At 65.4% G+C, this 15,444-nt stretch carries 11 protein-coding genes; 4 read left to right on the top strand and 7 right to left on the bottom strand.

Annotation, left to right across the window (positions count from 1 at the left end; genetic code table 11):
- Positions 1 to 18: 18 nt before the first annotated feature.
- The 4 genes from M1D93_RS04130 to M1D93_RS04115 are packed head-to-tail and all read left to right on the top strand — an operon-like array spanning position 19 to position 4,770.
- Positions 19 to 1,143, top strand: a complete 1,125-nt coding sequence (locus M1D93_RS04130) for an FAD-dependent monooxygenase (protein ID WP_461173909.1) — start codon at positions 19 to 21, stop codon at positions 1,141 to 1,143.
- Positions 1,144 to 1,146: 3 nt separating this feature from the next.
- Positions 1,147 to 2,079, top strand: a complete 933-nt coding sequence (locus tag M1D93_RS04125; protein ID WP_461173908.1) for an alpha/beta hydrolase — start codon at positions 1,147 to 1,149, stop codon at positions 2,077 to 2,079.
- Entirely contained in the window at positions 2,076 to 3,038 is a 963-nt protein-coding gene (locus M1D93_RS04120; protein ID WP_461173907.1) for an MBL fold metallo-hydrolase, read from the top strand. Before M1D93_RS04125 ends, M1D93_RS04120 begins: the two co-directional genes overlap by 4 nt.
- The gene (locus M1D93_RS04115) at positions 3,031 to 4,770 is read left to right on the top strand and encodes a CocE/NonD family hydrolase (protein ID WP_461173906.1); all 1,740 of its coding nucleotides are present in this window, start codon (positions 3,031 to 3,033) and stop codon (positions 4,768 to 4,770) included. The genes M1D93_RS04120 and M1D93_RS04115 overlap by 8 nt, the downstream gene beginning before the upstream one ends.
- An 83-nt stretch (positions 4,771 to 4,853) precedes the next feature.
- On the opposite strand, the gene M1D93_RS04110 is transcribed toward M1D93_RS04115, so the two are convergent.
- The 7 genes from M1D93_RS04110 to M1D93_RS04080 form a co-directional block, all read right to left on the bottom strand.
- A complete protein-coding gene (locus M1D93_RS04110) occupies positions 4,854 to 7,124 on the bottom strand; it encodes a gluconokinase, GntK/IdnK-type (protein ID WP_461174922.1) in 2,271 nt (756 codons plus the stop codon).
- Positions 7,125 to 7,186: 62 nt separating this feature from the next.
- A complete protein-coding gene (manD, locus tag M1D93_RS04105; RefSeq protein ID WP_461173905.1) occupies positions 7,187 to 8,416 on the bottom strand; it encodes a D-mannonate dehydratase ManD in 1,230 nt (409 codons plus the stop codon).
- Positions 8,417 to 8,474: 58 nt separating this feature from the next.
- Entirely contained in the window at positions 8,475 to 9,941 is a 1,467-nt protein-coding gene (uidB, locus tag M1D93_RS04100; protein WP_461173904.1) for a glucuronide transporter, read from the bottom strand.
- A 221-nt stretch (positions 9,942 to 10,162) separates the two neighbouring features.
- The gene (locus tag M1D93_RS04095) at positions 10,163 to 11,578 is read right to left on the bottom strand and encodes a mannitol dehydrogenase family protein (RefSeq protein WP_461173903.1); all 1,416 of its coding nucleotides are present in this window, start codon (positions 11,576 to 11,578) and stop codon (positions 10,163 to 10,165) included.
- Positions 11,575 to 12,981, bottom strand: coding sequence for a glucuronate isomerase (uxaC, locus tag M1D93_RS04090; RefSeq protein WP_461173902.1), 1,407 nt, complete (start codon positions 12,979 to 12,981; stop codon positions 11,575 to 11,577). Before uxaC ends, M1D93_RS04095 begins: the two co-directional genes overlap by 4 nt.
- Positions 12,982 to 13,058: 77 nt before the next feature.
- Complete coding sequence (locus M1D93_RS04085) at positions 13,059 to 14,120, bottom strand: LacI family DNA-binding transcriptional regulator (RefSeq protein WP_461173901.1); 1,062 nt, start codon at positions 14,118 to 14,120, stop codon at positions 13,059 to 13,061.
- A 147-nt stretch (positions 14,121 to 14,267) separates the two neighbouring features.
- A complete protein-coding gene (locus M1D93_RS04080) occupies positions 14,268 to 15,434 on the bottom strand; it encodes a Gfo/Idh/MocA family protein (protein WP_461173900.1) in 1,167 nt (388 codons plus the stop codon).
- Between the last annotated feature and the right edge of the window lie 10 nt (positions 15,435 to 15,444).

Genomic DNA, 15,444 nt, shown 5'->3' with positions numbered 1-15,444 from the left:
ACGAAAGAGACTCACCCAATGAAGGCTGAAGACATCAAGAACCTCAAGATCGCCATCGTCGGCGCAGGCTACGGCGGCGCCGCCGCGGCCAAAGCCCTGAGCCTGCTCGGCGCAGACGTGACGGTCTACGAACAGGCCCCCCAAATGGGCGAAGTCGGCGCCGGCATCGGCCTGCGTCCCGCCACCATGGCCCGGTTCCGCCAGTGGGGCATCTTCGACGCGGTGGCCAACGTCAGCTCGCCGAGTGATTACTTCGAGATCCTTACGGCCGCCGGTGAGCCGATCATGAAGGACACCTGGCCGGAGTCCGGCGACGAGAAGCAGACCTATCTCATCCACCGCCGCGACTTCATCGAGGCTTTGCTGAGCGTCCTCCCCGAAGGCATGGTCAAACTCGGCCACAAGCTGCAGAACATCGAAGAAAAGGACGGCCGCTCCGTCCTGACCTTCGCCAACGGGGAAACCGCCGACGCCGATCTGGTGGTGGGTGCCGACGGCATCAAGTCCACGGTCCGCGAGCAGCTCTTCAGCGACAAGGGCCCCGTGTTCTCCGGCGAGCACGCCTACCGCGTGGTGATCTCGGCCGACGACGCCCACGGCATGGTGACCGACGACAACCTGCGCATGTACATCGGCAAGGGCACCAAGGTCTACCTGCTGCCGCTGCGCCACCGCAGCCAGATGTCCTTCGACATCACCGCCCTGAACCCGGACGGCACCTGGGCACCCACCATCACGAAGGAACAGCTCCTGCAGACCGTGGAAGGCTTCGACGAGCGCATCGTCGCGATCGCCCGCGGCCTGGACATGGATACCGTGAACATCCGCGCGGTCTACGACATCGATCCCGTGGACACGTGGCACACCGATAACGTCGTCCTCATGGGGGATGCCGCCCACTCGATGCTGCACCACCAGGGCCAGGGCGCGAACTCCGCCATCGAGGACGCAGGAGCACTGGCCGACGCGCTGGCCCAGGCTGAATCTGTCAAGGAGGCCCTTGCCCTCTTCCAGGCAACCCGCAAACCCGTGACCGACGAGCTGCAGCGCATTTCCCGCCAGGGCTGGAGCGAGGAAGAAGTCAACGATGTCTTCCCCGGCCAGAAGCCAACGTCCCAGCAGCCCGCCGCGGCACGGGCCTAAGCCATGACACTGCACCCCGAAATTGCCCGCATCCTCGGCACCCTGCCGCCGCCTCCGCCCGGACCGCTGAATCCCGCGGCAATGCGCGACGGCGAGGCGGCCCAGGTGCCGCCGCTGGAGGACCGACTGCCGCTGCACTTCGTTGAGGATGCCACGGCAGTAACGCCCGCAGGCGACGTGCCGGTCCGGATCTACACCCCGGTTGAGGCAGACTCCTACGGCCTGCTGGTGTACTTCCACGGCGGCGCGTTTTTCCTGGGCAGCCTGGACACCCATGACCACGTGGCCCGGGCCCTCGCCAAGGAAACCGGCCACAAGGTGGTTTCGGTCGGATACCGGCTGGCCCCCGAATCCGTATTCCCGGCCGGGCTGGAGGACTGCTACGGCGTAGTCCGCTGGGCCGCTGAGCAGGGCCGAAGCCTGAAGTGGGAAGGCGGGAACCTCGCGCTCGCGGGCGACAGCTCGGGCGGCACCTTTGTCGCCGCCGTCGCCGCCATGGCGCACGACGACGGGTTCGGGAAAATCACCCACCAGGTGATGTTCTACCCCTCGCTGGACCTGGATTTCGACGTCGATCGTTACACCTCGCTGCGGGAGAACGCCGAGGGTTACGGGCTGGAGACGGCCGGCCTGAAGCCGTTCAATTCCTTTTACCTTGAGAGCGGGGCTGATCCGGCGGATCCCCTCGTCTCGCCGATCAAGCGTGAGGACCTCACCGGCCTGCCGGCCGCACTGGTCATCACGGGTGAGTACGACCCCCTGCGCGATGAGGGCGAGCTTTACGGCCAGCGGTTGAAGGACGCCGGTGTGCGGACGACGGTCAGCCGCTATGCCGGCGCCGGTCACGGGTTCGTCCAGCACTTTTCCTGGCTTCCGGAGTACCACCGGGCGTTCGAGGAGACAGGTGAATTCCTGAAGGCGGGGGCCGGGCAATGACGGTTGCTGTTCATCCGCTGGTTTCGCCCTGGGGCCGGTTCGGGCTCTACAGCTTCTACATCGACGCACCCGAACCGGCCATCGTGGACACCGGCATCGCTTCCTCCCCGGCAGAAGGCATGGCCCCGGCGTTGGAGGCGATCGGCCGGCGAATCGAGGATGTCCGCTGGATTTTCCTGACCCACGGCCACATCGACCACATCGGCGGCGCATACGCGCTGTGGGAGCTGACCGGACGGCGCGCCCAGGTGGTCATCCACGAGGCCGACGCACCCATGCTCCGCTCCCGCCAGGCCCACGTGGACGAATACCTGGCCGGCCGGGGGCAGTATCTGCAGGATCCCGAGGGAGAGGCCAAGCTGACAGCTGCCACCAACTCTGTCATTTCCGGCGAGATGGAGCCAACCATGCTGGTGCGTGGCGGTGAAACCATCTCCCTCGGCGGTGATGTCACCGTCTCCGTGCATTCGATCCCGGGCCACACCCCGGGATCGGTGGCTTACGTCATCGACGGGCAGGATGACGTTTTCGTCGGCGACGCAGTGCAGGTACACGGCGCGGCCAACGGCTTCCCCGGCTTCGTGGACCCGGCCAGGTACCGCTCCAGCCTGCAGTACCTGAGCGAGGAAGTCCGCCCCCGGAACCTGTACCTCGGACACCCGTACCGCCGGGCAGACGGCACCCCCTACGGCGTCGAACTCGATGCTGACCAGGCACGCGAAGCGCTGCAGGGAAGCCTGGAGGTGGAGGCCCGGGTCAACGACGCGGCCTGCGGCTGCCTTGCCGCCGGGCTGCAGGAGACGGACTCGCCGTATTCACCGTTCGCCCCCGTGGCTGAGGACCTGGACTACTCGGGGGACCCGGCCCTGGAGCCGTCCCCGTTTTTCACCACGCTCCACGGCTACCGCACAACGTTTGACCACACGACCGAGAACGAGGAGCTAGGCACTCATGGATGACTTTCAGTTTTGGAATGCCGGCGGGGAGAAGATCGCCATCCGCAAGGGCATCCGGGTTCCGATGCGCGACGGCGTAGAACTCGCAGCCGACGCCTACCAGGGCACCGATAACAAACCCCGCCCCGCACTGGTGGCGCTTAGCCCCTACGGCAAGGAACTGCAGGCCCTGGCCCTGACCACCCCGCCGCAACGCCGTCCCAGCTCCATGTGGGACGGCTGCATCGAGGCCGGCGACATTGTCCGGATCGTCAAGGAGGACTACGTCCACGTCATCGGCGACCTTCGCGGCTCGGGCCACTCCGGGGGCGAGCACATCGGAAACTACAACGCCGGCGGTGTGTCCCTGGGTCAGGACGCCTACGACTTCATCGAATGGGTTGCCGCCCAGCCCTGGTGCGACGGGAATGTGGGCATGGTGGGCATCTCCTACTTCGGCTCCATGCAGGTCCTCGCCGCGGCTGAACGCCCGCCGAGTCTGAAGGCCATCTTCGTCTCCGGCGGCCATTACGACTTCTACGAGACCACCTACCATGGCGGCATCATGTGGTTCATGCCGCGTGCTGCCCGTGAAGGCCGCGGCGGTGATTCCGGCTGGGCGTTCACCGACGGCGTGAAGTCCCGCATGATCGAAAAGTACGCCCCGGAGGAGCTCAAGGAGCTCGTGGCCAAGCGCCTGCAGGACCCGGACGTGGCCGCGTGGCCGAACCTGGTCCACGTCCTGAACTACCCGAAAAACCACGAAGCGTGGTTCGACATCGTCATGAACGAACTCGACGGCGACTGGTACGAGGAACGCAACCCGATCACCCTCGCCCCGAACATCGATATCCCGGTGTGGCTGCAGCTGGACCAGGGCCGCGGCTGGACCCTGGACGGCACCATCGATCTGTTCAACGAACTCAAGGGCCCCAAGAAGCTGGACATCGGCCCGTACCCGCCCATGCAGTCGCGGCCCTTCATCGAGGAACACGACAAGATGTTCCGGTGGTACGACTACTGGATCAAGGGCATCGATAACGGCATCATGGATGAACCTCCGGTCAGTGTCTTCGTGGAAGGCTCCCGCGAGGTGGTCACCGCAGACCAGTGGCCGCCGAAGGAGATCGAGTACACGAACCTCTACCTGCGCCCGCGCCACAAGCTCTCCACCGAGCCCGAGCCCATGGGCACTGAATACGCGGCCCCGGACGGTTTCTACCAGGCCCCGCTGACCGTCACGGACAAGGTGGAAATCATCAGCTGGTCCACTCCCGTATTCGAGGAAGCCACGGAAATGATCGGCACCGGTGCTGCGCACATCTTCGCCGAAATCGATCAGCCGGACAGCAACTTCATCCTCCGCCTGTGGGACTACGCCCCCAACGGCAAGCGGCAGCTCATCACCAGTGGGTACCTCAAAGCCTCGCACCGCGAGCTCGACGACGACAGGACCACCGAGGGCAACCCGCGGCACCCGCACACCCGTGCCGTGCACGTAGAACCGGGCATCATCGAGGAGTATGTGCTGCGTCTTTTCCCGTTCGCGAACACGTTCATGCCCGGCCACAAGCTCACGGTGGAACTGTCCAACGACGAACCCCTCGCCGATGAGCACAACGCCTTGCTCCCGCCGGATGCTTTCCACCTTCCCGTAGGGAGGCCCGTCACCCACAAGATCTACCGGGACGCCGCCCACCCGTCCCGGCTGGTCCTGCCGTTCACCACCCGCACCGCGGACAAGCAGTCAGGGTAAACAGCAAGAGCCGAAGCGCATAACAATGGCGGCCAGCGAGATTCGCTGGCCGCCATTGTTATGCCTGATGGAAGGAGTTCCGCCTAGAGCCGGGTATCGAAGGAATCACAGAACACGTTGTCGTTGAACGTGCCTTGGAACCCGGACTTGCCTTGGATCTTTTCGATGGTGGCCCGGATGGCTTCCCGGGATCCTGCATGGGCATGGATGGCCGTTTTGACCATGGGGACGTCAATGAGGTGGTTGGGCTGGTTGAGGGAGACGAACACCGTGGGAACCTCAGTGGCGTACCACGGGATCTCCGCGGCCATCGGCGAGGACCACTTGATCCGGATGGCTGCCTCTTGGGCGAAACCCTTCACGTTGGCGAACACGAACGCGGCATCGTACCTGTCCGCGTAGTCGCCGGTGGCTTCCTCGGACAGGACCCGCATAAAGTTCATCCCGGTCTCCCCCGCGGCTTCCCGCTGCTCCGCCGTCTTGAAGACATGCACCTCAAAGCCGGCGGCCTCGAGCTCTTCCTTGACCGTGTCCAGGTAGGCGAGCGGGTCAGCCCGGGTGAAATCAGCACCGCCGGAAATACCGTAGAGGCGGATCCGCGGATGCGTCTTGGGCGTGATGGGCAGGTTGTTGGCCGTGTCCTTAATAAGGGTGACAGTCTTGTCAGCGATCTCCGCGGCAATGGCACGGTGCGCTTCGCTGCCGATCACGGCAAGAGCTTCAGGAGCCGGGACCAGATCCGATGCGGGCTTGCGGTGCAGCCCCAACGCAGCCTTCAGTCCAAGGATCCTGCGCAGCGCGTCATGCAGCCGCTGCTCGGTGATAACGCCCGATTTGTAGCCGTCCAGCATGTACTGGAAGTCCTCGGCCGCGTTCCGGAAGAACAGGAACATGTCGCATCCGGCAGCGATGGTGGCCGGCACCAGGTCCTTGCGCTTCATGGCCTGCGTAAGGCCAACCATCAACGAGGCGTCGGTAAGCACCAGCCCGTTGAAGCCGAGTTCGCCGCGGAGCAGGTCCTGCAGCAGTTCCGGCGCGAGCGTTGCGGGACGGATGTCCGAATCGGCTAGGCCGGGCCGGAAGTGCCGGGACAGCTCCGGCGCCCCGATGTGCCCTACCATGATGGACTGCACGCCGTGGCCGATCATCTCGCGGTACACGTGCCCGTAGGTGCGGTTCCACTCCTCGTACCCAAACGTGTTGTAGGAGGTGACCACGTGCTGGTCACGCTCGTCCACCCCGTCCCCCGGGAAGTGCTTCATGGCGCACACCGTGGGCGACTCGCTGATGCCGTCGAAGTACTCCTTGGCCCGCTCCACCACAATCTCCGGGGTATTGCCGAAGGACCGGGTGGAAATGACTGTGTTCCGCCAGTTGTAGTGGATGTCCACGATCGGCGCGAAAGCCCAGTTGCAGCCCAGCGCCGCGGTTTCCACGCCGGCCACCTGCCCCATCTGCCGGGCGATTGCCTTGTCCGGGTGCGAGCCGGCCTGCAGGTGCGTCGAGACGAACGTCCCGTCGTCGCAGCTTCCGGCACCGCCCATTTCCGGGTTGGACGCCACCAGCAGCGGGATGCGGGTCTTGGACTGCGCGTAGCGGATGTGCTCCTGCACAGCAGCCGAGGGGCCCGGCCGGTACCGCATGCCGCCCACGTGGAAGTTCTCCAGTACGCCGTCGAGGTACTCCGGGGAGTAGTCGTTGTTGTGGTTGATGAACAGCTGGCCGATCTTCTCCTCGAGGCTCATTCCGGAGATGGTGGATTCCACCCAGGTGACGGCGTCGTCGTCGAGATTGAACGGGGCAGCCTGGAGTTCGACGTCGAACTGCCCCGGCCCGGCGCCTGGGGCACCCGCAGTGCGGGCAACGTGAGCAGGACGTCCGACGGCGGCAATCCCGGCGAGTGCCTCCTGCACAACCTGCTGCACGGGAGCGGCAATGTCGACGACGATGCCGGCTTCGTCGGCCGCGAGTGGTTCCAGCGTGGCGAGCTGCGACTCAAGGAGGGCGGGCGGCATAAAGTGCCCGGTGCGCCCTTCGGTGCGTGCCCTCAAAACCTCTTTGCTGCCGTGCAGGTGCAGGAAGATGGTGTCCGGCGCCTGCGCCCGGATGGCGTCCCGGTAGCTGCGGCGCAGCGCCGAGCATGCCAGGACCATGCCGCCGTCGCCCGCGTTGGCCAGCGCGGTGCCCACGGTGGCGAGCCAGGGCCAGCGGTCCTCGTCCGTGAGGGGTGTGCCGGCCGCCATCTTGGCAACGTTCTCCACCGGGTGGAGCGAATCGCCGTCGAGGAACGGGACGCCGAGTTCCCGGGCGACGAGGTCGCCGATGGTGGTCTTGCCGCAGCCGGATACTCCCATCACAATGACGCGGAGCCTGGGATGTCCCGCGGCGGGAACAGTTGTATCGGGGTTGGGAGTGTTCACCAGTCGTGGACCGTTCCGTCGATGAGCCGGTTGTAGGGGAGGTAGGCCTGCTGGTACGGGTAGGCTGCGGCGGCTTCTTCGTTGAATTCGACGCCGATACCGGGCTTGTCGCCCGGGTGCAGGTAACCGTCCACGAACGTCATGGACTGCTCGAACACCGTGTTCGTGGCGTCGGAGTGCTGCATGTATTCCTGGATGCCGTAGTTGTGGATGGCCAGGCCCACGTGCAGCTGCGCCGCGAAGCCCACCGGGGAGATGTCCGTGGGGCCGTGGAAACCGGACTTGATCTGGTACTGCGCGGCGAAATCCATGACCTTCTTCAACGGCGAGATCCCGCCGAAGTGGGTGGACGCGGCGCGGACGTAGTCGATCAGCTGTTCCTTGATGATGGTCTGGAAGTCCCACACGGTGTTGAAGATTTCACCGATCGCCAGCGGCGTGGTGGTGTGCTGCCGGACCAGGCGCAGGCCCTCCTGGTTTTCGGCCGGGGTGCAGTCCTCGAGCCAGAACAGGTCATACGGCTCCAGCGCCTTGCCAAGCTTGGCGGCCTGGATGGGGGTCATCCGGTGGTGGCCATCGTGCAGCAGCGGGATCTCGGGGCCGAACTCGTTCCGGACCGCCTCAAACACGGTGGGAAGGTGCCGCAGGTAGGCCCGGGTGTCCCAGTCCTCCTCCACCGGGAACGCACCCCGGCCGGCCGGCTCGTAGTCGTACCGCTCACCGGAGGCCTGGGCCTGCGCTGCCACACCGTAGACGGCTTTGATGCCCGGGACGGCCGTCTGGATGCGGATGGACTTGTACCCCAGCTCCAGATGTTCGCGGACGGAATCGAACAGAGCCGGAAGGTCCGCGCCCGAGGCGTGGCCGTAGGCGCGCAGCCCGTTGCGGGATGCCCCGCCCAGGAGCTGGTACACCGGCATGCCGGCCATCTTGCCCTTGATGTCCCACAAGGCCATGTCCACGGCGGCGATCGCAGCCATGGTCACCGGCCCGCGGCGCCAGTACGAGGACCGGTACAGGAACTGCCAGGTGTCCTCGATCCGGTGCGGGTCCTTGCCGATCAACAGCTGCGCCACGTGCTCCTTGAGGTAGGCGGCAACGGCGAGCTCGCGGCCGTTCAGGGTGGCGTCACCAATACCTGTCACACCATCCTCGGTGGTGATCCGGAGGGTCACAAAGTTCCGGGAGGGACTGGTCACGAAGACTTCGGCGGCAATGATTTTCACTGCAGATCCTTTCAGGGGCGGGCGTAGGGGCCGGGGTAAGGGCTGGGTTTGGTGGGGCTTACTTGGGGGTGCTGGCGGAGGGGGCGGCCAGGCTGGCGGCGGGTCCGCCAGAAGCAGCGCTGCTGGCAGTACCGCTGGCATCACCGCTGGCACTAGTGCTGGCGTCGCCTCCGGCGTCGCTGCCGCTGCCTTCACCCTTGGCGTGACGGGCCCTGATCTCGGCCAGAATCTCTGCATGCAGGGCGTCGGTGAGCTTGTACTTGGACATCACCAACAGGGCCAGAAGCGCCAGGACAGCCGGGATGGCGCCGGCAGCGACCTGGATCCCAAAGACTGCGTCGGCGGTCTGGGCGGCACCGGACTTGTAGCCGCCCAGGGCGAGGGCATAGGCGGCGAGGGCGCCGCCCACGGCCTGGCCGGTCTTGCGGGTGAAGGAGAAGAGGGCGTAGGTAATGCCCTCGGTGCGGACGCCGGTTTTCCATTCTCCGTACTCCACGGTGTCCGCTTCAAGTGCCCACACCACGATGTTGACGGCCATCACGCCCACCAGGCTGAGCAGGAGACCGCAGAAGCCGATCCAGGTCTGGCTGGCAGGCGCCAGGAAGACGACCATGCCGCCGATCACCGTGACTACCGAGGCGTAGATGTAGACGTTCTTCTTGCCCACGGCGCGGACCAGTCGGGGCATGACGGCCGCCAGGACGAAAGTCAGGACCAGCTGGATCATGGACAGGACCGGGTACAGGTCCAGCCGGCCCAGCACGTCGCGCAGGTAGTACAGCTGGACCGACGTGAGGGCCAGATAGCCGGAGAGGAAGAGGAAAGAGCTCAGGCACAGCATCAGCAGCGGCTTGTTGCCCTTGAGCGTGTCAAGGCTCTGCTTGAGGGTCACGTTGGGCACGGCGCGGTGGACGCGTTCCTTCGCGGTGAAGACCGTGAAGAAGTAGAGTGCGGCGCCGATCACCACAAAGGCCAGCGTGATGGCGGTGAACGTAGCCTGCAGGTCGGCTCCCGGCTTGATCAGCGGTGCCACAAAAATGCCCAGCGATGAGCCCACCAACGCGGCGCCCACCATGCGGGCGGACCCCAGCTTGGCACGTTCGCCCGGGTCCTGCGTCATGGCCCCGGCCAGGGAGCCGTAGGGAATGTTCACCAGGCTGTAGGCCAGGCCAAGCGCGGCGTAGGTGACATAGGCGTACAGCAGGGTGCCGGATTCGCCGATCTGCGGGACCGAGAACGTGGCAACGCTCAGCAGGAGCAGCGGGATGGAGCCGAACATGATGAACGGGCGGAACTTGCCGAACCGCTTGCTGAAGGTGCGGTCCACCACGCGGCCGGCGAAGACGTCTGCGAAAGCGTCGAAAATCCGGACTGCCAGCAGCAGGGTTCCTGCCGCCGCCGCAGAGATGCCGGCAACATCGGTGTAGTACACCAGCAGGAACATGGTGGCGGTGGTGAATGCCAGGTTGTTGGCGGCGTCACCGGCGCCATAGCCGGCGATGCTCAATTTGCTCAGCTTTTTCATAATGCGGGCTCCTTTACCCGGGGCGGCCTGGGGCGGCCAAAAAATGAAGCGTCAGGGGGCCGGGGGCGGCCGGCGGCGTTTTGCTCTGCCTGTAATCCTAGTCACGTGGCAAACAAATGGCAAGCGGTTGCCAAAGGTTTGTTGAAATTTCAAGAAAAAAGGCTGTCCGGCACCTCATGGTGCCGGACAGCCCTACGGCAGCATGCCTGACGGACCTGCGTTCAGCTGGAAGCAGAGCTGCCGGCCACCGTGCCGCACAGGCTTTCCACCAGGCCCACTACCGCCGGGTCCTGGGCCAATAGCGGATCGACGACGGCCAGCAACGCCTCGATGCGTTCTGTGGCGGACAGCCGGTTGGCAGCAGAGACTTCTTCCCCCAGGGGGTCCTGGAAGGATCGGGCCACGCTGTAGTCCATCCACGCGGCGATCATGAGTGCGGCGGCCGCACCTGTCCTTCCGGCTGCACGTTCAGCCTGCAGGACCGGAACAGCGCGCATCCGCAGCTTGGTGCTGCCGTCCAGGGCAATCTGGGCCAAGTTGTGGGCGATCCTTGCATTGCCGAAGCGGGCCAGGAGGGCTTCGCGGTAGGCCGGGATTTGCAGTTCGACCGCGGGCAGGTTCGCCTCAGCTTCATCCCAGAAGGCTTCCACGGCCCGCAGGCATGCCGGGTCCGCCAAGGCTTCTGCCACGGTGGAATGTCCCCGCAGCTGCCCAGCGTAGGCGAGCAGCGAGTGTGCACCGTTGAGCAGCCACAGCTTGCGGTTTTCGTACGGCTCGATGTCTTCGACAAAGAGGGCACCTGCGTCTTCCCAGCGCGGCCGGCCGGCAGGGAAGTCCCCGCTGAGCACCCAGCTGGAGAAGGGCTCCGCCACCACCGGCGAAGTGTCCCGGTACCCGCAGGCCTCCCGGACGTCAGCAAGATCCTGGTCCGTGGTCCTCGGCGTAATGCGGTCCACCGACGTGCTGACGAAGCTTACGTTGGCATCAATCCAGGCGGCGAGCCCGGAATCCCAGGCACCGGCGAACCCGGCGACAGCCTGCCTCGCTACTACCCCGTTATTGGACAGGTTGTCGCAGCACACCACGGCAATCGGCCCGGAGTTTGCGTCCCTGCGGGCGGCAAGTGCCAGCGCGAGGCGCCCCAGCGGCGTGGCCGGACGCAAGCTGCCGGAACCTAACAGCGCGAGGTCGGCGGCGACGTCGGGCGCGGTGCTGTCCAACGTGCCGTCGGCACCCAGCCCGTAGGCCGCCTCCGTAATGGTGAGGGTGACCACGGCAGTCCCGGGCGCGGCCACCAGTTCAGTGAGCCGCTGCAGGTCCGCGCCGTCCACCGCCTCGACAATGCTGTCAACCACCGTGAAGGAGTCGCCGCTGTCTGCGCGTTCCACCAGCGTATACAGGCCGTCCTGTTCCGCCAGGGCCACGGCAGCGTCCGGGCGGCGGCCGGTGAAGGCTGCGATCCCCCACTCGGCGGCATCCCCGGCCTGCTGCGTGTACCAGGCCTGGTGCGAGCGGTGGAAGGCGCCCAGGCCCAGGTGGACAATCCGGACCGGGGCCTTGGGCAACGGGCGGAGTCTGCGGTTCAGCTGCGGAAGGTCCGTTGCCGGAACAACCGGAGTGTGCAGTTCGGTGCTCACAGCTTGAACACCCGGCGCGGCGACCCGTCCACGATGTCCACAATAAGTTCGTGGGCGCGGTCCTCGCTGACACGGTGTTCCGCTACAAGCCGGGCAAGGAACGAAGCTTCGATGCGGCGGGAGGCGTCATGCCGGGCCGGGATGGAGCAGAAGGCCCGCGTGTCGTCAATGAACCCCGAGGAACGGGAGAAACCCGCGGTCTCGGTAACCGCGGAGCGGAACCGCAGCATCGCGTCCGGGGCGTCGAGGAACCACCACGGCGCGCCCAGGTAGACGGACGGGTAGAAACCGGCCAGCGGGGCGAGTTCGCGGGAGAACACAGTTTCATCCAGTGTGAAGAGCACCAGGTGGAAGTCCTTCGCGGTGCCGAAGTCCTGCAGGACGGGCCGGATGGCCTCCGTGTAGTTGATGGCGAACGGAATGTCGTGCCCGGTGTCCGCGCCGAAGTTGTTAAACGTGGGCTCGTGGTGGTTGCGGTAGGACCCGGGGTGGATGGTCATCACCAGGCCGTCCTCCACGGACATCCGCGCCATCTGGTACATCATGTGGGCCTCGAAGTCGGCGCGGTCCTGCGCAGTGGCCTTGCCCGAGCGGGCACGGTCGAACAGTTTCGCCGCACCGGCAGCGTCCAGCTTCAGCGTTGCCGGAGTGAAGACGCCGTGGTCAGCCGAGACGGCACCGTGCTCCACGAAATAACGACGCCGGTTCTCCAGCGCGGTGACGTAGGCACCATAGCCCGTGCCGCCGTCGCCCGCTGCCGCGATAAGCCGCTCCACATTCTCGGACCACTCGGGGTGGGCGATGTTGAGGTAGGCGTCCGGGCGGAAGGTGGGCAGGACACGGCCGTGGAAAGTGGGGTCCTGGGCGAGGGCCTTGTGGCTTTCCAGCGTGTCCAGGGGATCATCCGTGGTGGCCAGGACCTCGATGTTGAAGTCCTTAAACAGCTCCCGTGGCCGGAAGCCCGGCTCCTGGAGCTTCGCCGAAATGGCGTCGTAGCTGGCATCGGCCGTGTCCTCGCTGAGCTCCCCCGCCAGGCCAAAGACGCTGGAGAACTGCGTGCGGAGCCAGTACCCGGAGGCGGTGCCCTCGAACAGGGGCCATGCCTTGCAGAACTCGCGCCACACAGCACGGCTGTCCGGCTGCGACGTTTTCGATTCCCGGAGCCGGTCCAGCGGAACGCCGCTGGCGTGGATCAGGCGCGTAACGTAATGGTCCGGGCTGACCAGCAGCACCGCCGGGTCCGGGAAGGGCGTGTTCTGCTCGATGACAGCAGCGTCAACGTGCCCATGCGGGGAGATGATGGGAAGGTCCTCGACGCGCTGCAGGAGCTCGCGCGCAATACGGCGGGTTCCGGGATCAGCGGGCAGGAGCCGGTCTGGGTTTGCAGCAATCGACTGTGACATAGGTCAATAATCCGGGTTGTGCGCTACTTTTGTCAACCGGTTGCCAAAACTTGCCGATGCCTACTGTCTGGCAGGTTTCAGCTTGCTGGAAGGACCCGTCCGCTGGAGCCGCGGAGCACGAGTTCCGTTTCCACGCGCAGGGTCCCGGCCGGCTCCCCGTTGCCGTGCAAGAGGTCAAGCAGCCGGGTAGCGGCGCCGGACCCGCACTCCCCCAACGGTGAACGCACGGTGGTCAGCGGCGGTGTGGTGAAGTCCGCACCGAAAATGTCGTCGAAGCCCACAATGCTGATCTGGTCCGGCACCGCCATGCCACCGGCCTGCAGTTCCTGCATGAGGCCTATCGCCAGGAGGTCGTTATACGTCAGCACAGCCGTGGCCCCGGTAGCCAGCACGTCGCGCGCAACCTGCCTGCCGCCGTCGACCGTTGGTTTGCCGGACTCCACACGCACGGCTTCAAGGTGCGACCATTCACACGCAGCCTGCATGCCTTCCCAACGCCGTGCGGACATCCAGGACCGCGCGGGGCCGGCCACGAACACAACCTTTTTGTGTCCATTGCCCGCGAGGCTGCGGACGGCTTCGCCGATGCCCTTGCGCACGTCGGGAATGACACAGGGCACATCCTCCACCTCGCGGTTGATGACCACTACGGGCTTGTCGCGGGCCAGGGCGCGGATGTCGTCGTCGTCCATGCGCGGGCTGGCGAGGATCAGGCCGTCCACGGTGGTCATCATGCGCCGGGCTGCCGTCAGCTCGGTGACGGCTGATTCTGCCGACTCGGCCAGCACCAGGGTGTAATCACGCAGGGTGCCGGTGGTCTGGGCGCCGCGGATAATGTCGAAGAACGTGGGATTGGTGATGTCGGCAACGATCAGGCCGAACGTGTTGGTCCGGCCGGTGGGCAGTGCACGGGCGAACGGATTGACCTGGTAGTTCAGCTGCGCGGCCGCGTCCTCGATGAGTTTCTGTGTCTTAGCGCTGACCCTGCCGGGCTTGCTCAGTGCCCTCGAGACAGTGGAAGGATTGACGCCCGCTATCTTGGCGATGTCGTAGATGGTGGCGTTGGTTTTCCCGTTCCGGGCGTGCTTTTTCGCCGGGTCCGGGGATGCGGCCGCATCCGGCGTCTTGGGGTCAGTCACCGCCCCATCCTAACGAGGAAACCACCCAACTGAGTCGCGCTAAGTGTCGTTTTGGGGGTTCAAAACGACACTTAGCGCTACCTGGTTGGGCTACAAATGGCCAGCGATTGCCAACGCCCCTTGCCGAGGCTGGTTGCTGGCGGGCGGCTAGGAGCGCTCGGGGAACTTGCCTTCGTCCGCGATGCGCTTGTTGAGTTCGGCGAGGAACACGTCCTCATCGAAGTCCAGCCCCACCTCGGTGCCGGTCCAGCTCGAGAGGTGGATGGCGTTGGCCAGGCGGACGCCGTTAATGCCGTCCGAGCCGGGGGCCAGCAGCGGAGTGCCGTCCAGGATGTTCGCCGCGAAGTTTTCCAGCACGCCGGAGTGCTGGGCGCCCCAGGCTGACTCGAACTCGATCACCTCGGTGCTGTAGAACTCCTCCGGGTTGAGCTGGCCCATAAACAGCTTGCGGACATCGTCCATGTCCATGCTCTCGCTGAGTTCGCGCTCCGGTTTGACCAGCCGGGTGACAATGGCGGTTTTGGAGTTTTCGACGACGATCTTGCCTTGGTCGCCCAGGATCTCGAAGCGGTCCGTTCCCACGATGTCGTGGGTGGCGGTGACGAACACGCCGGTGGCTCCGTCGCCATAATCCACCACAGCGGTGACCTCGTCTTCGACGGCAATGTCCCGGCGGAAACCGTAGGCCACCTTGGCGTACACGGACTTGGGAACGCCGCAGATCCACTGCCACAAGTCCAGCTGGTGTGGTGCCTGGTTGACCAGGACGCCGCCACCTTCGCCGCCCCACGTTGCCCGCCATTCGCTGGAGTTGTAGTAGCCCTGGGGACGCCACCAGTTGGTGATGATCCAGTTAGTGCGGCGGATGGCGCCGATCTCACCGTTGTCGATGATCTCCTTCAGCTTCCGGTACAGCGGGTTGTTGCGCTGGTTGAACATGATGGCGAAGGACAGGTCCGGCTTGGAAGCAGCGAACTCGTTGAGCTCCTTGACCTGCCTGGTGTAGACGCCGGCCGGCTTCTCCACGAGCGCGTGGATGTTCCGCTTGAGCGTTTCGATGCCCATTTCCGGATGGAGGAAGTGTGGCACGCACGTAACCACGGCGTCCACGTCACCGCTTTCCAGCATGGCGGTGTAGTCGTCATAGAAGGGGACATCGGGGTAGGTGGCCGAGGCAGCGTCCTTCTTGGCCGGATCGGAATCGCAGATGGCGCCGATTTCCATGTTGGGAACCAGTCCGTCTGTGATGAATTTGGCGTAGGCGCCGCCTTGCTGTCCGAAGCCGATGATGCCGAGGCGTACTTTCTTGCTCATGATGCTCCTG

This window comes from Arthrobacter sp. Z1-9 (assembly GCF_054792695.1).
Note: the sequence above shows the minus strand (reverse complement) of the source record. Positions and strands in the feature narration are given on the sequence as shown.